At 60.9% G+C, this 21287-nt stretch carries 15 protein-coding genes and 1 pseudogene; 4 read left to right on the top strand and 12 right to left on the bottom strand.

What is annotated here, in order from left to right; genetic code table 11:
- Nucleotides 1-131: 131 nt before the first annotated feature.
- From GA0061101_RS13370 to GA0061101_RS13360, 3 genes are all read left to right on the top strand, one after another.
- Nucleotides 132-1943 (top strand): extracellular solute-binding protein, encoded by a 1812-nt coding sequence (locus GA0061101_RS13370; protein ID WP_092573725.1) that lies wholly within the window; start codon nt 132-134, stop codon nt 1941-1943.
- 91 nt (nt 1944-2034) lie between these two features.
- Complete coding sequence (locus GA0061101_RS13365; RefSeq protein WP_092573724.1) at nt 2035-2706, top strand: DsbA family oxidoreductase; 672 nt, start codon at nt 2035-2037, stop codon at nt 2704-2706.
- A 21-nt stretch (nt 2707-2727) separates the two neighbouring features.
- A complete protein-coding gene (locus GA0061101_RS13360) occupies nt 2728-3255 on the top strand; it encodes a GNAT family N-acetyltransferase (protein ID WP_092573723.1) in 528 nt (175 codons plus the stop codon).
- Here the strand turns inward: GA0061101_RS13360 and mfd are convergent.
- Complete coding sequence (gene mfd, locus GA0061101_RS13355; RefSeq protein ID WP_092573722.1) at nt 3224-6724, bottom strand: transcription-repair coupling factor; 3501 nt, start codon at nt 6722-6724, stop codon at nt 3224-3226. The genes GA0061101_RS13360 and mfd overlap by 32 nt on opposite strands.
- Complete coding sequence (locus tag GA0061101_RS13350) at nt 6721-7035, bottom strand: FAD assembly factor SdhE (protein ID WP_037202057.1); 315 nt, start codon at nt 7033-7035, stop codon at nt 6721-6723. The genes mfd and GA0061101_RS13350 overlap by 4 nt, the downstream gene beginning before the upstream one ends.
- A 173-nt stretch (nt 7036-7208) precedes the next feature.
- Here GA0061101_RS13350 and recG point away from each other — a divergent pair, with 173 nt between their 5' ends.
- Nucleotides 7209-9314 (top strand): ATP-dependent DNA helicase RecG, encoded by a 2106-nt coding sequence (gene recG, locus GA0061101_RS13345; protein WP_092573721.1) that lies wholly within the window; start codon nt 7209-7211, stop codon nt 9312-9314.
- 42 nt (nt 9315-9356) lie between these two features.
- Here the strand turns inward: recG and GA0061101_RS13340 are convergent, their stop codons facing one another.
- The 10 genes and pseudogenes from GA0061101_RS13340 to GA0061101_RS13295 form a co-directional block, all read right to left on the bottom strand.
- Complete coding sequence (locus tag GA0061101_RS13340) at nt 9357-10853, bottom strand: esterase-like activity of phytase family protein (RefSeq protein ID WP_092573720.1); 1497 nt, start codon at nt 10851-10853, stop codon at nt 9357-9359.
- Nucleotides 10854-11077: 224 nt separating this feature from the next.
- Nucleotides 11078-11779, bottom strand: coding sequence for a DUF502 domain-containing protein (locus GA0061101_RS13335; protein WP_047561750.1), 702 nt, complete (start codon nt 11777-11779; stop codon nt 11078-11080).
- 180 nt (nt 11780-11959) lie between these two features.
- A complete protein-coding gene (gene glmS / locus GA0061101_RS13330) occupies nt 11960-13786 on the bottom strand; it encodes a glutamine--fructose-6-phosphate transaminase (isomerizing) (protein ID WP_092573719.1) in 1827 nt (608 codons plus the stop codon).
- A gap of 117 nt (nt 13787-13903) precedes the next feature.
- Entirely contained in the window at nt 13904-15265 is a 1362-nt protein-coding gene (glmU, locus tag GA0061101_RS13325) for a bifunctional UDP-N-acetylglucosamine diphosphorylase/glucosamine-1-phosphate N-acetyltransferase GlmU (protein WP_047561785.1), read from the bottom strand.
- A gap of 101 nt (nt 15266-15366) precedes the next feature.
- Entirely contained in the window at nt 15367-16101 is a 735-nt protein-coding gene (locus GA0061101_RS13320; protein ID WP_234903729.1) for a FadR/GntR family transcriptional regulator, read from the bottom strand.
- A 28-nt stretch (nt 16102-16129) separates the two neighbouring features.
- Nucleotides 16130-16425, bottom strand: a pseudogene (locus GA0061101_RS13315) (sugar ABC transporter permease YjfF); the annotation flags it as partial.
- A gap of 141 nt (nt 16426-16566) precedes the next feature.
- Nucleotides 16567-17643, bottom strand: coding sequence for a BMP family ABC transporter substrate-binding protein (locus GA0061101_RS13310; RefSeq protein WP_037202043.1), 1077 nt, complete (start codon nt 17641-17643; stop codon nt 16567-16569).
- A 55-nt stretch (nt 17644-17698) separates the two neighbouring features.
- Nucleotides 17699-18619: an ABC transporter permease gene (locus GA0061101_RS13305; RefSeq protein ID WP_037202041.1), complete on the bottom strand. Its 921-nt coding sequence runs from the start codon at nt 18617-18619 to the stop codon at nt 17699-17701.
- Nucleotides 18616-19701, bottom strand: coding sequence for an ABC transporter permease (locus tag GA0061101_RS13300; protein ID WP_092573718.1), 1086 nt, complete (start codon nt 19699-19701; stop codon nt 18616-18618). Before GA0061101_RS13300 ends, GA0061101_RS13305 begins: the two co-directional genes overlap by 4 nt.
- Complete coding sequence (locus GA0061101_RS13295; protein WP_092573717.1) at nt 19691-21265, bottom strand: ABC transporter ATP-binding protein; 1575 nt, start codon at nt 21263-21265, stop codon at nt 19691-19693. Before GA0061101_RS13295 ends, GA0061101_RS13300 begins: the two co-directional genes overlap by 11 nt.
- Between the last annotated feature and the right edge of the window lie 22 nt (nt 21266-21287).

Here is a 21287-nt window from a genome sequence, read left to right as displayed (position 1 = left end):
GCACCGACGCGGATATCCAGCTTTTCTTTGACCTTTTCTGTCGAGACCCAAGAATTCCGCGGTCGCGTGTTGAATTCGGCACGCTCGTGATAAGGTTCGGCCGAATCGTAGCCCTTACCGGAAAGGATGCCATGCGAGCGCTCCGGATCGCTGTCTTTGTATTTTTCGCAGCATTATGCAACGCCGCCGCGGCGCAACCACTCTACGGTATCGCCATGCATGGAGATCCGGCCCTGCCGGCGGATTTCAAGCATTTGCCCTACGTCAATCCGGACGTCAAGAAAGGCGGCCGCATCAGCTATGGTGTCGTCGGCACCTTCGACAACCTCAACCCCTTCATTCTGAAGAGCATGCGGACGACGGCGCGCGGCATGTGGGACCCGGAATTCGGCAATCTCATCTATGAGCCGCTGATGGTGCGCTCGCGTGACGAGCCGTTCACACTTTACGGGCTCTTGGCGCAAACGGTCGAATGGGACGAGAGCCGGAGCTACATCCAGTTCAATCTCAATCCCGATGCCAAGTGGTCGGACGGGCAGCCGGTCACGCCCGAGGACGTGATCTTCACCTTCCAGCTCCTGCGCGACAAGGGGCGCGTACCAATGTCGTCTTGGCTCGACACGATCGGCACGATCGAGAAGGTCGGTGAGCACGGTGTGCTGATCCGCTTCAACGACAAGGCCAATCGCGAAACGCCACTGATCATCGCCTCGTCGCTGCCCATCCTGCCGAAACACGCGACCGATCCCGACAGTTTTGAACGCACCACGCTCAGCATCCCGATCGGCTCCGGCCCATACCGGGTGAAGAGCGTTGATCCTGGCCAGCGAATCGTTTTCGAGCGTAATCCCGACTACTGGGGCAAGGATATTCCCGCGAAGGTCGGCGTCGACAATTACGACCAGATCGTGGTGAACTACTTCCTGCAGGACACGACGGTGTTCGAGTCCCTCAAGAAGGGTGATATCGATATCTATCAGGACGGCAGCCCGGCCCACTGGCAGCAGGCCTACAATTTTCCCGCTGTTACTTCCAAAGCCGTCGTCAAGGAGGTCTTCACCCCGAAGCTGCCGAGCGGCATGCTGGGTTTCGTCTTCAACACCCGCCGGCCGATCTTTGCAAACAAGAATGTCCGCAAGGGCCTGACGCTCGCCTTCGATTTCGAATGGTTCAACCGCAACCTTGCTTCCGATGCCTATACCCGCACCGAAAGCTACTGGCAGAATTCCGATCTTTCGTCCTTTGGCGTCCCCGCAGACGCCAATGAGCTCGCCCTGCTCGGCCCGATCAAGGACCATATCGACGCCGACGTCCTCGACGGCACCTATAAGCTGCCCGTCAGCGACGGTTCCGGCCGTGATCGCTCGATCCTGCGGAAGGCCGTCAATTTCCTCAAGCAGGGCGGCTATGCGATCAAGGGTGAGCGCATGGTCGACAGTGCCGGACGGCAGCTCAGCTTCGAGATCATGACGCAAAATGCGGATCAGGAGCGAATCGCCATCGCCTACCGCCGCTCGCTGGCCTTGCTTGGCATCGCCGTCACCATCCGCACCGTAGACGATTCGCAGTATCAGCTGCGAACGACCAACTACGACTACGACGTGATCATCAAATCCTACCCGTCGTCACTGTCGCCTGGTATCGAGCAGGTAGGTCGCTGGAGCTCCGCCGCCGCAAAGACGCCAGGCAGCCTGAACTTCGCCGGCGTTGCCGACCCCGATGTCGATACGCTGATCGATCATTTCCTGACGGCGAAGTCAGCGGAAGATTTCCGCGACGCCGTGCGCTCCTTCGATCGCATCCTGATCTCGGGCTATTACGTCGTGCCGCTCTACCATATCGCGCAGCAATGGGTAGCGCGGCGAAGTCATATCGCCCATCCCGACACATTGCCGCTCTATGGCTATTACCTGCCCGTCTGGTGGGACGCATCCGCGCAATGATGTTGATTAGTTCCCTTTCGGTAACCGGTTGAAGCCATCGGCGAGAACGCCTAGATGGTCAGGACAAGCCAAAAACCGAAAGGATAGAGCCATGGAACGCATCACGATCGATATCGTCTCGGACGTCGTTTGTCCTTGGTGCTATCTCGGCAAGGCCCGGTTGGAGCTGGCCATCGCCGAAGTACAGGACGAAGTGGGCGTCGATCTCAACTGGCGGCCCTATCGACTGAACCCAGATTATCCGCCCGAAGGCGTCGACCAGAAGAAGGAATTGGCAAAGAAACTCGGCGGCGAGGAGCGTGTTGCGCAGGCGCACAAGATGCTCAGCGATCTCGGCCGTGAGATCGGCATCAAGTTCGATTTCGACGCCATCAAAATCGGTCCGAACACGCTCGACGCACACCGCCTCATCCACTGGGCCGGCACCGAAAACCGCGAGACGCAGGAAAAGGTGGTCAACGCCCTCTTCAAGGCCAATTTCGAGGAGGGCCGCAACGTCGGCGACCACGCAGTTCTGCTCGAGATCGCCGAAAAGGCCGGGCTCGACAGATCCGTCATCGCAGCGCTGCTCGCCTCCGACGCCGACCGCGACCTCATCGTCGGCGAAATCGACGCCGCCCAGAAGATCGGCGTCAACGGCGTGCCCTTCTTCATCTTCGACCAGCAATATGCCGTCAGCGGCGCCCAGACGCCGGATGTGCTTGTGGAGGCGCTGAGGGATATCGCCAAGATGAAGGCCGAGGCGCGGGCTGGGATGAACTGAGCGCTGGCGCTGAGGTGACAGATGATCGAGACGGCACGGCTTGTTTTACGAAAGCCTCTGTTATCGGACGCCTCCAGCCTTTTTGAATTTCTGGGCGACCCAGAAGCGATGCAATTCACGCACACCGACGCATCGTTGAAAGATTGCCGTCAGCGCATAGCAGTATATGAGCGGCGGCGCAGGAGAGACGGTTATGCGCCTTGGACAGCTATTCTGAAAAGCACCGGCCGCGCCATAGGTTGGGGCGGTCTATACGACGACCCTTTCGATTCCGGCTGGGGTGTCGAACTCGGCTATTATTTCCACCCTGGCGCCTGGGGTCATGGATATGGAAGCGAATTCGTCTCGGCGGCATTGGCGGAAGCCGATCACACACTGAAACTCGCGAAGGTTGGTGCTTTCGCACGACCGGAAAACAGAGTTTCGAGACGGTTGCTGGAAAAAGCGGGCTTCGAACTTATTCGTTTCGTTCCTGAGATAGAACGCTTCTTCTTCGAACGCCAGCGCCCCACTGCCCTTACTTCGCCAGCTCCGCCAATTGCGTCATAACCACGGCCGCCCCTTGCAGCCGCTTTTCCGGTGTCGGAAGATCGCGGGTCAAGAATACGCTGTGGTCCGGGCGAATCTTTGCCATGGTGCCCTGCTTGGCGATGTAGCCGACGAGATTGGCCGGGTTCGGGAATTCCTTGTTGCGGAACTGCACGACGACGCCCTTCGGGCCTGCATCCAGCTTCTCGACATTGGCAGTGCGGCAGAGTGACTTGATGTAGACGATCTTGAGGAGATGCTGCACCTCGATCGGCATCGGTCCGAAACGGTCGATCATTTCGGCACCGAAACCGTCGATCTCCTTGATTTCGGTGATTTCGCCCAAGCGGCGGTAGAGCGCCATGCGCAGATGCAGATCCGGCACGTAATCGTCCGGGATCATGACCGGCGTGCCGACGGAAATCTGCGGCGACCAGCCGGTATCCTGAATCTCGTCGACGCCCTTGACCTCGGCGACGGCCTCCTCGAGCATCTGCTGGTAAAGTTCGAAACCGACTTCCTTGATATGGCCCGATTGTTCCTCGCCGAGCAGGTTGCCGGCGCCGCGGATATCGAGATCGTGGCTGGCGAGCTGGAAGCCGGCGCCGAGCGTATCCAGCGATTGCAGCACCTTCAGGCGGCGCTCGGCCGTCGTCGTCAGGACCTTGTTGACCGGCAGGGTGAAGAGCGAGAAGGCACGCACCTTGGAACGGCCGACGCGGCCGCGAAGCTGGTAGAGCTGCGCGAGGCCGAACATGTCGGCGCGGTGGACGATCAGCGTGTTGGCCGTCGGCACGTCGAGGCCGGATTCGACGATGGTCGTGGAGAGCAGCACGTCATAGCGGCCTTCGTAGAAGGCATTCATGATGTCCTCCAGCTCGCCGGCCGGCATCTGGCCGTGCGCCACCGCCACCTTCAACTCCGGCACGTCCGACTGCAGGAAGGCATGGATCTCGGCAAGATCAGTCAGACGCGGGCAGACGTAGAAGCTCTGGCCGCCGCGGTAATGCTCGCGCATCAGCGTCTCGCGGATGACCAGCGAATCGAAAGGCGAGATGAAGGTGCGCACCGCCATGCGGTCGACCGGCGGCGTGGTGATGAGCGACAATTCGCGCACGCCCGTCATGGCCAGCTGCAGTGTGCGCGGGATCGGCGTCGCCGACAGCGTCAACACATGCACGTCGCTTTTCAGATCCTTCAGCCGCTCCTTATGCTTGACGCCGAAATGCTGCTCCTCATCGATAACAAGCAGGCCGAGATTGGCGAACTTGATGCCGGCGCCGAGCAGCGCATGCGTGCCGACGACGATATCCGTCTTGCCTTCGGCGACTTCCTTCTTTGTCAGGGCCAGCTCCTTGGCGCCGACAAGACGGGATGCCTGCTGCACCCGGATCGGCAGCCCGCGGAAACGCTCGGAGAAGGTCTTGAAATGCTGGCGGGCGAGCAGCGTCGTCGGTACGACGACGGCGACCTGCGCACCGTTCATGGCAGCGACGAAGGCGGCGCGCAGCGCCACTTCCGTCTTGCCGAAGCCGACGTCGCCGCAGACGAGGCGATCCATCGGCCGGCCGGCGGCGAGATCGTCGCGCACCGCCTCGATGGCGTTCATCTGGTCTTCGGTTTCGTCATAGGGGAAGCGGGCGGCGAACTCGTCATAGAGGCCGTCCGGGGCGCTGAGCACCGGCGCATGCCGCGTCAGGCGTTCGGCTGCGACGCGGATCAAGGCGCCGGCCATATCCAGCAGGCGCTTCTTGAGCTTGGCCTTGCGCATCTGCCAGGCGCCGCCGCCGAGCTTGTCGAGCTGAGCCTCTGTGCCCTCGCCGCCGTAACGAGACAGGAGATCGATGTTTTCGACCGGCAGGAACAGCTTGGCGTCGTCGGCATAGCGCAGCTCGAGACAGGCATGCGGAGCGCCGGCCGCTTCAATAGTCTTCAGGCCGACGAATCGGCCGATGCCGTGTTCGGCATGGACGACGATCGAGCCTTCGTCGAGGCCGGCCACTTCCGAAATGAAATCTGCGGCGCGCTTGCGGCGTTTGGAGCGACGCACCATGCGGTCGCCGAGAATGTCCTGCTCGCCGATGATGACGAGATCGCCAGCCTCGAAGCCCGCTTCCAGACTTAGGACTGCAGCCGCCGCCTCGCCTTTCGCCAAGCCGCCGAGGTCCTTGAAAGCCTCGATCGTCTTGACGCGCGCCAGCCCATGCTCGGCGAGCACTTGCAGCAGGCGGTCGAGCGAGCCCTCGGTCCAGGCCGTGATCAACACCTTGCCGCCGGAGGCGCGCTTGTCGGCGATGTGCTTGACGACGGCATCGAAGACGTTGACGCGTTCGCTATCGGCGCTCTCGGTCGCCGAGCGCGCCCAGCGAGGCCCTTGCCGGGCGTCGATGCTGACGACGCGGCGTGCCTCGCCCTCATGCTCGTTGAAAGGCGATATGCGGATGGCACTGAAGGCATCCAGCGCCTTGCCGAAGGTGCTGGCATCGAGATAGAGCTGACCCGGCGTTACCGGCTTGTAGGGCGTGCCCTGCGACATCTGGCTCTTGGCCGGCTGTCCGGAATTGAGGCGCGCATCATAATAGTCGAAAACGAGCTTGGAACGCTCCTCGGCCGCTTCCCGCACCGTGTGATCCGTCACCAGCCGGAAGCCCTTGAGATAGTCGAAAACCGTCTCCAGCTTCTCGTAGAACAGCGGCAGCCAATGCTCCATGCCGGCATAGCGGCGCCCCTCGGAAACGGCGACATAGAGCGCGTCGTCGCGCGTGGCGGCGCCGAAGGCGGAGAGATAGTTCTTGCGGAAACGGCTGATCGTATCCGGCGTCAGCGTCACTTCGCTCATCGGATTGAGATCGAGGGAGCGGACCTGCCCTGTCGTGCGCTGGCTGGCCGGATCGAAGCTGCGGATGCTTTCCAGCGTATCGCCGAAGAAATCGAGACGCACCGGCTCTTCCGTGCCCGGAACGAAGACATCGAGGATACCGCCGCGCACGGCATATTCACCGACCTCGCGCACGGTCGCGACGCGATCGAAGCCATTCCGCTCCAGTCGGCCGGCAATATCGTCCATGCGCAGCTGATTGCCTGACCTTGCCGAAAACGCCAGGCTTTCAATGATGTCCTGCGGCGCGACCTTCTGCAGCATGGCGTTGACCGTCACCAGCACGATCGCCGCATGCGGCTTGTGATGATAGGCAATCAGGCCGGAGAGCGCGGCCAGACGGCGTGCCGACGTGTCGGAACTCGGCGAAACACGGTCGTAGGGAAGGCAATCCCAGGCGGGCAAGGTCAGTACCGGAATCTCGGGCGCGAGGAAGCCGAGCATCTGCTCGACATCGGCCATGTGCTGCCCATCAGACATGACATAGGCGATCGGCTGACCGGCTCTTGCCAGCTCCGCAAGCAGGAACGGTTCCATGCCGGCCGGGACATGACCGACCGTCAGCGGCTCGCTTGCGGCGAGCAGTTTCTTCGCATCGAAACCGGGAATCATCTGGTTATGCCGAACCTTTCAGCGATCTCTTCGAAATCGGGCCTGTAGGACGCCAGGCGCTGGAACAGGGGGGTCTGCAAATGTTGCGGTGTCGGCTCGGTTCCGAGGATCCACTTGACGAGATCGTTGTCTTCCTCGTCCATGATGCTTTCGAGCTCATCGAGATCGGCTTCGGCCAATCCCGGCAGCTCGTTATCGGCGAACTGGCCGAAGACCAGATCCATCTCGCGGATGCCACGATGCCAACAGCGGAAAAGGATGCGCCGGCGGCGGGGATCGAGATCGGCACTGCTGAGGGTCAGCCCAGTCATCAAAAACACCTTCATGTTGATGCGTCTCTATAAAACCAGCATTGAAAGGTGGGAACCGGTTTTTCTGAAAAAAGCGACTCGCGTGCAATTTTCCGGGGAGTGTTTACCTCAATAGGGCCGAGTTCCCGGCCGCCCCTTGCCAAATCCACCCTGCCCGTCGCATTTTGCCCTCCATGCGTCCCGCCATCCTCGATCCGCTGTTTGCCTCCATCTCTTCGCTGCCCGGCGTCGGGCCGAAGGTATCCGAACTGCTGGTCAAGCTGCTCGACCGCGAAACGATCGACGATTGCCGCGTGATCGACCTGCTCTTTCACGCGCCGCACTCCATCATCGACCGGCGCGAGCAGCCGGGCATCGCCAGAGCGCCACAGGGCGCGATCGTCACCATTACCGGCCGAGTCGACCGTCACCAGCCACCGCCGAATGCACGCAGCAATGTGCCCTATCGTGTCTTCCTGCATGACCAGACAGGAGAACTGGCGCTGGTCTTCTTCCGGGGCAAGGCGCAATGGCTCGAAAAGCAGCTGCCGATCGACGAGACGGTGACTGTCAGCGGTAAGGTCGATTGGTTCAACGGCCGGCCGTCGATGGTGCATCCGGACTACATCATGCGCGAGAGCGAAGCGGAAAATCTGCCGCTGGTCGAGCCGGTCTATCCGCTCACGGCCGGCCTCTCGCCGAAATTCCTGCGCAAGACCATCGAAGCCGCTCTGCCGCGCATGCCTGACCTGCCGGAGTGGGACGATCTTGCGCTTGCGCAGAAGCAAGGCTTTCCCTCGATCTCCGACAGCTTCCATATGCTGCATGCGCCGCGGGATGCCGCCGATATCGATCCGCAGGCGCCGGCGCGCCGCAGGCTCGCCTATGACGAATTTCTGGCCGGGCAATTGTCGCTCTCGCTCGTCCGACAGCGGCTGCGCAAGGTTGCGGGCCAGCCGGTGCATGCGACTGGGAAAGTCAGTAGCAAGATATTGGAATCCCTACCCTTCTCGATGACCAACAGCCAGCGCGAGGCCGTTGCTGATATTCTCAAGGACATGGCCGGTACGGAGCGCATGCTGCGGCTGCTGCAGGGGGATGTCGGCGCGGGTAAGACTCTTGTCGCCTTGATGGCGATCGCTGCCGTGATCGAGAGCGGCGGCCAGGCCGTGTTCATGGCGCCGACCGAAATCCTGGCGCGGCAGCACCACGCGACGATCTCAAAATTCGCAGCAGATGCAAACCTTTCGGTCGAAGTCCTCACAGGCCGCACAAAGGGCCGCGAGCGAGATGCCATTCTCGAGCGCATCGCCTCTGGCGAGGCGCAGATCATCATCGGCACGCATGCGCTGTTCCAGGACAGCGTCGCCTACGCCAATCTGATGCTGGCTGTGGTCGACGAGCAGCATCGCTTCGGCGTCCACCAGCGCCTGCGGCTGACAGCGAAAGGCATCTCGCCGCATATGCTTGTCATGACAGCGACGCCCATCCCGCGCACGCTGGTGCTCGCCGCCTTTGGCGACATGGACGTTTCCAAGCTCACGGAGAAGCCAGCCGGGCGCAAGCCGATCCAGACGATCACCATCCCAAACGAGCGAACCGGCGAGATCGTTGGCAGACTGAAGAGCGCACTGTCGGAAGGCAAAAAAGCATATTGGATATGCCCACTTGTGGAGGAATCCGAAGAATCGGATTTAATGTCGGTAGAGGAGCGACACGCAACATTGACGAGCGCGCTCGGGGCTGGCGTCGGCCTCATCCACGGCCGGATGAGCGGTCCTGAAAAGGATGCTGTCATGATGGCCTTCAAGAATGGCGAGATCCGGCTGCTGGTGGCGACGACGGTCGTCGAAGTCGGTGTCGACGTTCCCGATGCGACGATCATGGTCATCGAACATGCGGAGCGTTTCGGCCTGGCGCAGCTTCACCAGCTGCGTGGCCGCGTCGGACGCGGCGACGAGGCCTCCACCTGCATCCTGCTTTACAAGGGGCCGCTTGGGGAAACAGGACATGCCAGGCTTTCGATCATGCGCGACACCGAGGATGGTTTCCGCATTGCCGAGGAGGATCTGAAGCTGCGTGGCGAAGGCGAGCTTCTGGGCACGCGCCAGTCGGGTACACCGGGCTTTCGCATCGCCAGTCTCGAAGCCCATGCCGATCTTCTGGAAATCGCCCGCAAGGATGCTGCCTATATTATCGAGCGCGATCCGGAATTAACCGGCGAGCGCGGCATGGCGGTACGCACCCTGCTCTATCTCTTCCGCCGCGACGAGGCGATCCGGTTCCTGCGTGCGGGCTGAATGGGGGACGCGCTAACCGCGTCCACCCCTTTTTCAAATGGCTTACTTGGCGGAGAGACCGGGGATGGTCACCTGAAACACCTGGAACATGGTGTCGACGTCGGCGCCGCTGTCATCCTTGTAGGCGGCTCCCACCTGGAAACCGTCCTGGGTGATGAAGTCGTTGTCGTTGGCGACGAACAGGAAGTAATCATCCGGCAGCTTCGGATCCTGGACGCTGGCAAGCGACATGGCTTCCCACTTTTCCGATAGATTGTTGCGATCGTTCGGAGTGCCGTTGTGAAGGCCGAAGCGAGCGAGATCGGCGGTGTCGTTGATGTCGATGAACTGGCTGAGGACAGCGGGCTTGACCGAGGGATCAAGAACACCCTTCGGAGCGACAGCTGTGTCGCCGTCGAATTTGCCGCCGGCAATATCGGTGGCGGCGGACACATCGACGGCGACGATGTTGCGATAGATCGACTTATCGCCCTTCTGGCCGTAGCCATTGTTGCTATCGCGAGCGAGCATCAGGAAGCTCGTCGGCGAAAGCGCCACGATTTCGCTCTGGGCGGCGACGGACGTCTTGCCCTTGTCGTTGGTGAAGACCGGCAAAGGCACGACGTATTCGTGCACGAGTTTCAGGTGGTCGAGATCAGCAGCATCGTAAAGCAGGGCGCGCGTGTTCTGCCTGGTCGAACTGGAATCGCCGCCATCCTGACGCGTCGCAGACTGGAGCACCGCGATGAGGAACTTACCGTCCGGGGTCAGGGACATGCCCTCGAAGCCCTGGTTGTTCTGGCGCCCACTTGTCGGATCCTTCGGATCGGGAGCGGATTCGCCGGGACCCGGATTATTCGAGGAAAAGTTCACGGTGCCGTGGCGCATCGGCAGAAACGCCGCCGGCGGCGCTGTGGCCGAGATCATCCGCCCATCCGCCGAGAAGCGGTAGATATAGGGACCGTATTCATCGCTGATGAACATTGAGCCATCTGGCAGTCGGGCAATGGCTTCGTTGTCGAGCGAGACCTTGCCGTTCGGTGCCAGCGGCAAAAGCGGCATGCCGCCTTCTGCTTGTCGGACGCCGTTGGCGGGGTCAAGGCCGGTGGTTTCGTTGCCTTTATTGTCTTTCAACAGCAGCGTATCGGCGAGCTTGGCTTCGACACCCAACTGTTCCTTGCCGGCCGGCGGCGTTGCGCCGGGAGCAACCGGCGTCAGCTGAATATCGATGGTGTTGAGACGCGCGCGATAATCCGTGGTGCCGGCGACATTGTAGCCACGATCCGGCAGCAGCCACAGCGATCCCTTGTAGGTACCGTCAGCATTGCGGGTCCAGCTCTTGGCGTCGATGGACATGCCCGAGCCAGAGCCGAAGGTCTCGCCGAACTTGTCGCGCTGGTTGGCCGGAATACGGCCCACGGCAACACGTCCCTTGTTGACGAGCGTCGTGCCTGCGACCGCTACGGAACTTTCGGCATGTGCTACTAGCGGTGTCGTGAAAATGAATGTGGCAAGCGCTGCAGACAGCAGCGGCAATGTCCTTGAACGTGAGTCTCTCAAAAAAATATCCTCCTGATGAAAAACCGTATGGAGGCAACGGTATCCATCCGCGGCTTGATGGAAGCCGTATCGAAGATAGTGTCCGGCACATGCGTCCCGAACATTCGATAGTGAGATACCCATTGCCTATCCCAAGGACGATCTAAGACGTCAACATGATAGAGACATGACAATTCGCGCAGGGCGCGAGAATAGGCTGTCGACAATAGCGGAAAGAGCGATTTCTAGGTGAGAGACTTCATCGGAACCGGGGTGCGCGGCCCCTTCATCGCGACCAGCTCTTCCTTGTATTCGGGCGAAACCAGACCGCCGGAAATCAGAAGCTTGGCGCCATCCTCGGGGCTCATGTCGAGAATCGTAATCTTTTCACGCGGCACGAAAACCAGGAACCCGGCTGTCGGCACCGGTGTCGGCGGCAGGAAAACCGCAACCATATCCTGGCCCATGGCGTTGAATTTCGAAGCAATCTCGCCCTTGGCGTCGGTCGATATGAAAACCATGGACCAGAGGCCCGGGCTTGGATATTCGATCAGCCCCACCTTCTTGAACGACGTGCCCTGTTCCTTCAGCACGGTCTCGAAGATCTGCTTGACGCTCTTGTAGATGCTTCGCACGAGCGGAACGCGAGTGACGATCGACTCGCCAAAGCGGACGATGCTCTGCCCGATCAGGTTTTTGGCCAGGAAACCGACAACCGTGATGAAGATCATCGCGATCACGAGGCCAGTGCCGGGGACGGCGAAATTCAGATAGCTTTCAGGGTCGTAACGCGCCGGGATGTAGGGCCGCACCCAACTATCCGCCCAATGCACGACTGACCATGTGAGCCAGAGCGTGATGGCGATCGGAGCGCAGATGATCAGGCCGGCCAGGAAGTTGTTTCTGATCCGCGTCGGCACGGACATTTTGATGAGTTTTTCAGTCATTCGCCGTTCGAAAACTCCGTTCCGCCGCCCACCTTTATCAGGCAAATTTTCCCCCACCATCTCCTTCAAGAAGCGTGCCAGAAATTGGCGCGGCATACAACCCGCCAGTCCCGCCGGCGCACCGAACAGGCGGCCGACTCACGACGACGTGACCGCAGGATGAATGAAAGGAAGTGAGGCCTACTCTACCGTCACCGATTTGGCGAGGTTGCGCGGCTGATCGACGTCCGTGCCCATGAAGACCGCTGTATGGTAGGCCAGCAATTGGATCGGCAGCGAGAAGATGATCGGAGCAATGATTTCGTCAACAACAGGCAGAATGATGGTCGCCATGGTCGGCAGCGTCGATGCGGCGGCACCCGCATCGTCGGTGATGAAGATGATCCGGCCGCCTCGCGCTGCCACTTCCTGCATGTTGGAAACGGTCTTGTCGAAAAAGCGGTCAAAGGGCGCGATGACGATGACGGGCATGTTCTCATCGATCAGCGCGATCGGCCCGTGCTTCAGCTCGCCGGCCGCGTAGCCTTCGGCATGGATGTAGGAGATCTCCTTCAGCTTCAGCGCCCCTTCCATGGCAAGCGGGAAGCTGGTGCCACGACCGAGATAGAGCACGTCCTTGAACTTGGATATCTCTCGCGCGAGGCTTTCCATCTGCGGCTGAATGATGTTCAGCACGCGCGCCATGATGCGAGGCATCTCGACCAGGTGGCGCACCATGTCCTCTTCCTCCTTGGCGCTCACCGTGCCGCGGGCAACGCCCGCTCCGATCGCGAGGGAGGCAAGGACGGCGAGCTGGCAGGTGAAGGCCTTCGTCGAGGCGACGCCGATCTCCGGGCCGGCCAGGATCGGAAACACGGCATCGGATTCACGCGCGATGGTCGATTCCCTGACATTGACGACGGCGCCGATCTTCAGGCCGTTGTCCCGGCAATAGCGTAGCGAGGCCAGGGTATCCGCCGTCTCGCCGGATTGAGAGATGAACAGCGCCGCCTGCGAGGGCGACAAGGGCATTTCGCGGTAGCGGAATTCGGAAGCTACATCGATTTCCACGGGAAGCCGGGCATAGCGCTCGAACCAGTATTTGCCGATCAGACCGGCGAGATAGGCAGTGCCGCAAGCGGAGATCGCCAAGCCGGAAACGCTGCCGAAATCGATCGCCGATGCGCTCTGACGGACGCGATGACTGTCGAAATCGACATAGTGGCTGAGCGCGTGCGAGATCACCTCCGGCTGCTCGTAGATTTCCTTTTCCATGAAGTGGCGATGGTTGCCCTTATCGACCACATAGGCGGTTGCCTGCGAAACCTGCCGCGGCCTGCTCACGTCGTTGCCGTCGAAATCGATGATCTTCGCGCCGTCGCGGGTGACGATCGCGCAATCACCGTCGACGAGATAGGTAATCTCGTTGGTGAACGGCGCAAGCGCGATTGCGTCCGAGCCGAGGAACATCTCCCCGCTGCCATAACCGACGGCGAGCGGCGGGCCTGAGCGCGCCGCCAGCAACGTGCCGGGATCGCTCTGGAACATCACGGCCAGCGCATACGCGCCGGTGACCCGGTTCAGCATCTTCAGCATGGCGGCACGCGGATCGAGGCCATCCTGAACGTACTTGGCCAACAGATGAGCAACGACTTCGGTATCCGTCTGCGAAGCGAACACCTTCCCCTCGGCCTTTAGCTCCTCGCGTAACTCGGAGAAGTTTTCGATGATGCCGTTATGGACGACGGCGACACCTTCGACGAAATGCGGATGGGCGTTGGTTTCATTCGGAACGCCGTGGGTTGCCCAACGTGTGTGGGCGATACCGGTCGTGCCGGGCAGAGGTTCGGCCTCCAGCCGCCTTTCCAGATTGAACAGCTTTCCTTCCGCGCGGCGGCGATCCATCATGCCTTCATGGATGGTGGCGACGCCGGCCGAATCGTAGCCGCGGTACTCGAGGCGCCGCAGCGCATCCACCAAACGGCCCGCTACAGGCTTCATTCCGACGATCCCAACAATGCCGCACATACAACTCTCCGTCTGGCCTCAAATTTGAAGGCAAGTCCTAACTATTCTAACAGTTTTCACAATTGCCACGATGGTCACTTTCGGTTTCCAACCGTTACGGGACCATCTACTTTAGGCTTAGTGGCCACCCTTCTTGGCGGCTTTGATGGCGAGTGCCCTCTCGCGTATCAGCTTGGCACGCTCCGGCTTTACCTCTTGCCGCGCCCGGCCGAAGGCCAGTGCGTCCGCCGGGACGTCATCGGTGATGACGCTGCCGGAGGCGACATAGGCGCCGTCGCCGATGCGCACAGGTGCCACGAGCGACGAGTTGGAACCGACGAAGGCGTTGGCGCCGATATGAGTCTCGTACTTGTTGACCCCATCGTAGTTGCAGGTGATGGTGCCGGCACCGATATTGCTGCCGGCACCGACGGTCGCGTCGCCGATATAAGTCAGATGATTGACCTTGGCGCCCTCGCCGATCTTGCCGTTCTTCACCTCGCAGAAATTGCCGACCTTGGAACCGCCGGCGAGATCGGCGCCGGGTCGCAACCGCGCAAACGGCCCGACCGTCGCACCGGCGCTGACGTGCGCACCCTCGATATGCGAGAAGGCATGAACGACCGCGCCTCCCTCGATGACGGCGCCGGGACCGAATACGACGTTCGGTTCGATCATCGCATCCTGGCCGATCACGGTATCGTAGGCGAGAAACACGGTTTCCGGCGCAACCATAGTGACGCCCGACAGCATCAGTTCGTGACGCCGCCGCTCCTGCCAAAGACGCTCGATGACGGCAAGTTCGGCCCGGTTATTGCAACCGGTCATCTCCACTTCCGGCGCATCGACCGCCACGGCGCGGCCGCCGAGCGAACGAGCGATTTCAACAAGATCGGTGAGATAATATTCGCCCTTGGCATTGTTGTTGCCGATGCGGTCTAGCAGATCGAGCGCCTTGCGGCCGTTGATCGCCATCAAGCCGCTGTTGCACCAGGTGACCGCCAGCTCGGCATCCGTCGCATCCTTCGCCTCGCGGATGGCGATCAGCTCGCCGTCCTTGACCAGCAGCCGACCATAGGCATTCGGATTATCGGTGTGAAAGCCGATGACCACGATATCATTGCCTTCGGCGAGCCCCTGGCGGGCGGCGCGCAGTGGTACGTCGGTGAGCAGCGGCACGTCTCCGTAGGCAACGAGAATGTCGTCATAACCTCGAGCGATCGCCTCGCGGGCCGCAAGCACGGCATGGCCGGTGCCAAGGCGCTCTTTCTGCAGATAGGAGTCCACCTCGACGCCGTCGATCGCCGCTGCCGCACTCACCTCATCGGCGTTACGCCCCACGACCAGTGCCGCTGCCGAAATATCGGTCTTGGCGATCGATTCCATGACATGCGCGATCATTGGCCGACCGGCGATCGGATGCAGAACCTTCGAGATCGATGATTTCATACGGGTACTGTCGCCGGCAGCGAGGATGATGGCGAGGCAGGTGCGTTCCATTTCAGGCTCCGAGATAAACATCAGGCGCCGCCCGTGACCGGGCGCTATCCCCTCATAGCAACTAGTCGAGCGGTGAACTACGGCGAAATTAGAAGCCGCCCTTACGCCTCGACAAGAGCCGCGAAAGCCTCCAGGACGTGTTGACGTCCGTCGATGATGACGAATTCCATGGCCTTGTGCGCCGCCAGGGCATCATGCGCTGCAATGGCTTCGACGATGGCCATATGCGTGTCGGCAATATTGCTGAAGCCGTTGCTGGAGGGTGGCGCGCTCATGCGGAACATGCCGACCAGCGCAGCCTCGATAAGCCCGCCGAGCGACCGCATGAACGGATTCTGCGACGCCTCGGTGATGGCCAGATGGAAATGAAGGTCGGCAACGGCCAGACTGTCGGACGTATGATGCGGGGCCGCCATGGAGGCCGCAAGCCGCCGCAGTAAATCGATGTCCTCGCGGCTGGCCCGTTCCGCCACCAGGCTGGCGGCGAAAGGCTCGAACGCCATGCGTATATCGTAGAGGTGGAGAAGAAACTCCTTGTTGACCCCGCTTTCGAAATGCCAGTTGAGCACTTCGTTGTCGAACATGTTCCAATAAATCTTCTCGGTGACACGCGTGCCGACACGCGCGCGCGGCACAACCATCCCCTTTGCCGCCAGGGTCTTCATGCTTTCGCGCAGAACAGTACGGGATACCTTGAAGCGCTGCAGAAGTTCGCTGTCCCCCGGAAGGATGCTACCGATCGGGAAGACGCCGGAGACAATTGCCTTGCCGAGATCGTCGACCACCTGTGCATGGCTCGTCCGCGACTTTCCCTGGGGTTTTCTCGTATCAAGCATTCGGCTGCGCAAGCACTCTGTCCTTCCCTCAGACGTAACGTCGATTGAAACGAGAAAGCAGCAGAAAACTCTCGGGCATCAGAATATATGCAAACTGCAGCAGGCCGATCAGGCCGTCATCCACCCGTTGGAAAGCGTTCCATCAAAGGCGATGTGGGTCTGAATCTGATCCTGTATCAGAATTCCGATGAATGCTCCTCCGCCGAACCCCGCTCCTCCCGTTAGCAGTGTTCCGCCCATCACCACGACAAGCTCAATGCTCACCATGACAAGCGAATATCCCGCTGATGTATAAATGGAAAAAACGATTCCGGATAGACCAGCGAAGTCCCGTCAAAGGCCCTCTCCCCGGCCCTCAATCAAAAAAACATATAGTAGTACTTTTGTAAATCAGTATTCGCTACCGCAACACAACAAAAAGGGGCACCAAGGGCGCCCCTTTCAACTCATGCCATTTCGTCTGCCTTACTTCGAAGCGGGCAGCTTGTCGTCGACGCCCTCGATGTAGAAGTTCATGCCGAGCAGAGTGCCGTCATCGGCCTTCTCGCCCGCCTTCAGCCAAGGTGTGCCGTCCTGCTTGTTGATCGGGCCGGTGAAGGGTGCGAGTTCGCCGGACTTGATCTTGGCTTCGGTTTCCTGAGCCATCTTCTTCACGTCGTCGGGCATGTTGGTGTAGGGCGCCATTTTCAGGATGCCGTCCTTCAGGCCGTCCCAGTTCTGCTCGGACTTCCACGTACCGTCGAGCAGCGCGTGAACGCGCTTGGAGTAATAGTTGCCCCAGGTGTCGACGACGGCCGTCAGCTGTGCCTTCGGGCCGGCGGCGATCATGTCGGAAGCCTGACCGAAGGCATGGATGCCGCGCTCTTCGGCTACCTGCATCGGTGCCGTCGTGTCGGTATGCTGGGTCAGGATATCGACGCCTTGGTCAACCATGGCCTTGGCGGCATCGGCTTCCTTGCCCGGGTCGAACCAGGTATTGACCCAGATGACCTTGAGCTTGAAGCTCGGATCGATCGAGCGGGCACCCTGCTCGAAGGAGTTGATGCCCATGACGACTTCTGGGATCGGGAAGGAAGCGATGTAGGCGGCGCCGTGATTCTTCGACATCTTGGCAGCGATCTGACCCAGGATATAGCGGCCTTCATAGAAACGCGAATTGTAGGTCGCGAGATTCGGGCCGCTCTTGAAGCCGGTCGCATGCTCGAACTTCACTTTCGGGAACTTGGCGGCAACCTTGACGGTCGCATCCATGAAGCCGAACGAGGTGGAGAAGATCAGAGAGCAGCCGGAGCGGGCGAGACGCTCGATGGCGCGCTCGGCATCGGGGCCTTCCGGCACGTTCTCGAGATAAGGCGTATCGATCTTGTTGCCGAATTCCTTCTGGATCTGCTGACGGCCGAGATCGTGCGCCTGCGAGTAACCGCCATCCGTGTGCGAACCGACATAGACAAAGCAGACCTTGGTCGGCGCCGCTTCGGCCGCAGCCGCGAAACCAACGATGGCAGCGGCTGTCGTGGCGAGTGCGAGTGCTAGTTTTTTCATGGTTACCCCTATTGGTTTGACATGTTTTTACGAAAATCCGTCCGGCTGTTTGTCCTCAGCGCTCCGGAACGAAGGCCTTGCCGAGCGACGCTGGCGTGTTGATCAAGGTCGCGCGGCGATTTTGTGAGATGATGACGAGAACCACAATAGTCGATGCATAGGGCAGCATCGACAGGAATTGCGAGGGAATGCCGACGCCGAAGCCTTGTGCGTGAAACTGCAGGATCGTCACGGCGCCGAAGAGATAGCCGCCGGCCATGACGCGCATCGGCCGCCAGGACGCGAAGACGACGAGCGCCAGCGTCACCCAGCCGCGGCCGGCCGACATGTTCTCGACCCATTGCGGCGTGTAGACCAGCGACAATTGCGCGCCGGCAAGCCCCGCGCAGCCACCGCCGAACATGACGGCGAGATAGCGCGTGCGGATGACATCGATGCCCAGCGCATGCGCGGAACCGTGACTGTCGCCGACGGCGCGCAGCTTCAGGCCGGCGCGGCTGCGGAAGAGGAACCAGTTGACGCCGATGAGCAGCGCGATCGAGAGATAGAAGGTCAGGTCCTGCTTGAACAGCACCGGCCCCACGAGCGGAATGTCCGATAGCAACGGGAAGACGATTTCTTGCAATTGCACGCCGGGCACGCTGACATAGCCTTCGCCGATCATCCCGGAGAGACCGAGGCCGAGGATGGTCAGCGCGAGACCCGTAGCGACCTGGTTGGTCACCAGCGTCAACGTCAGGAACCCGAACAGCAGGGAAAACAATGCGCCAGCGATGATGCCGGTGACGAGGCCCACATAGGGCGACCCGGTCATCTGCGCGCCGACGAAGGCGGCGACCGCGCCCATGATCATCATGCCTTCGACGCCGAGATTGAGCACGCCAGAGCGCTCCACCACCAGCTCGCCCAAGCCGGCAATGACGAGCGGCGTCGAGGCCGTGATGATGGTGAGGAGGATCGCTTCAAAGACACTCATGCCGCACCTCCTCGAACCCGCGACCAGATCAGGCGGATCTTATAGTAGATCAGCGTATCGCAGGAGAGCACGAAAAACAGCAGCAACCCCTGGAAGACATTCGCCGCCTTGGCGGAAATACCGGGCGACAATTGTGCCGCCTCGCCGCCGAGATAGGTCAGTGCCAGCACGAAGCCGGAAAGGATCGCACCGAGCGGATTGAGACGTGCCAGGAATGCAACGATGATGGCGGTGAAGCCGTAGCCTGGCGAGATCGCCGGCTGCAGATGGCCGATCGAGCCGGCGACCTCGGAAATGCCGGCAAGACCCGAGAGCGCACCGGAAAAGAGAAAGGCGAACCAGACCATTTTCCGCGAGGAGAAGCCGGCGAACCGACCTGCCCGTGCGGACTGACCAAGCACGGTTATCTCGAAGCCCTTCAGCGTATATTTGATCATGAACCAGGCAAGGATCGCCGCAACGACGGCAAAGACGATACCCCAATGGGCACGGCCGGAATCCTCCCAGATCGCCGGCAACACGGCCTCCGGCGGAAAATCGATGCTCTGCGGAAAATTATGCCCCTGTGGATCGCGCCACGGCCCGCGTGACAGCCAATCCAGAAAGAGCTGTGCGATATAGACGAGCATCAGGCTCGTCAGAATCTCATTGGTGTTGAAATGCGCCTTCAGCAGCGCCGGAATAGCGCCATAGAGGGCGCCGCCGATGGCGCCGGCGATCAGCATGAGCGGCAGGATCAGCGGCGAATGCCAATCGGTGAAGACGATCGGGATGAAGGAGCCGGTGACCGCGCCGATGGAGAACTGACCTTCCGCCCCGATGTTCCAATTGTTGGAGCGGTAGCAGACGCAGAGGCCGACGGCGATCAGGATCAGCGGCCCTGCCTTGATCGCCAGTTCGTGCAGCGACCAGACTTCCAGCAGAGGCTCGACGAAGAAGGCGTCCAACGCCTCCACGGGGTCCTTGCCCATGACGGCGAACATGATGGTGCCGGCGATCAGCGCCAGCGCGAGGGCAAGCAGCGGCGACAGTATGCCGAACAGTTTCGAGACCTGCGGGCGCTTTTCAAGTTCAATGCGCATGCGCGGGCTCCGAATGCGTCCTGGATTCATGCAGACCGCTCATCAGCAGGCCGATCTTTTCGCGGGTGAGTTCGCTGGCCGGATAAGAAGCTGAAAGCCGGCCTTCCGAGATGACGGCGATATCGGTCGCCACTTCGAAGATCTCGTCAAGATCCTGGCTGATCACGAGCACAGCCGAACCGTCACGGGCAAGATCGACCAGTGCCTGACGGATGCGGCTCGCGGCCCCTGCGTCCACACCCCAGGTCGGCTGGTTGACGACCAGTACGCTCGGCTGGCGATCGAGTTCTCGACCGACGATGAACTTCTGCAGATTGCCGCCCGAAAGCGCGCCCGCGGCCGGATCCTCGCCGCTCTTGCGCACATCCATCGCTTCGCAGATCCGCTTGGCGGCCTGCTTGACGACGCCGTGACGGATGATCTTGAGGAAACGACCGCGCAGAAATGCCTTGCTGTCCGATTGGTTGCGCGCCAGGACGAGATTGTCCGACAGCTTCATCGCCGAGACGGCGGCGTGGCCATGGCGCTCCTCCGGCACGAAACCGGCACCGAGCAACCGGCGCGCATTGATGCCCTTGGTGCCGACCGCCTGGCCGCGCACATGGATCAGATCGTCCGATGGGACGGTGTACTCGCCGGAGATGACGTCGAACAGCTCGCCCTGCCCGTTTCCGGCAACGCCTGCGATTGCGAGAATTTCGCCGGCACGCACACGCAACGAAACGTCCTTCAGCGACATGGCAAAGGGAGTCCGCGCCGGGACGGACAGGCCAGCGACCTCGAGCTGAATGTCACCCGCACTCCCAAGCCCCTCGTGCTGCACGCTGGCAACGTCACTGCCGACCATCATGCGCGCAAGCGAACCCGTCGTTTCCTGCCGCGGGTCGCAGGCACCGGTCACCTTGCCGTGGCGAAGCACGGTGGCGCGCGAACAAATGCGCTGCACTTCTTCCAGGCGATGGCTGATGTAAAGCACCGAGCGCCCTTCGTCCCTCAGCTGGAACAGTGTCTCGAAGAGGCGATCGGCCTCCTGCGGCGTCAGCACCGAGGTCGGTTCATCGAGAATGATCAGCTTCGGATTCTGCAGCAGCGCACGGACGATCTCGATGCGCTGGCGCTCGCCGACGGAGAGATCGGCCACATGAGCGTTCGGATCGAGCGGCAAGCCATAGGCTCGCGAGAGCCTCGCGGCCTCTTCCGATATTTTCGCGATCGGGATCTTGCTGTCGAGTGACAGCGCGATATTTTCGGCAACCGTCAGCGCCTCGAACAGCGAGAAATGCTGGAACACCATGCCGATGCCGAGCTTGCGGGCCGTGCCCGGCGAGTCGATCGCAACGGGTTGGCCCTGCCAGACTATTTCTCCATGCGTCGGCTCCAGCACGCCGAACAGCATCTTTACGAGCGTGGATTTGCCTGCGCCGTTCTCGCCGAGCAGAGCGTGAATTTCGCCCGGCTGGATTTCCAGATCGATTTCATTGCAGGCAGCAAAACTACCGAACAGCTTCGTCAGTTTGCGAACCGATAGTAACGCACCGGTTGCCGGCACATCAGATGACGACACGTTCCCCTCATTTCCTTCCCAC

This window comes from Martinezella lusitana, assembly GCF_900094565.1.
Taxonomy (GTDB): domain Bacteria; phylum Pseudomonadota; class Alphaproteobacteria; order Rhizobiales; family Rhizobiaceae; genus Rhizobium; species Rhizobium lusitanum.
This window is presented reverse-complemented; position numbering and strand designations above follow the sequence as displayed.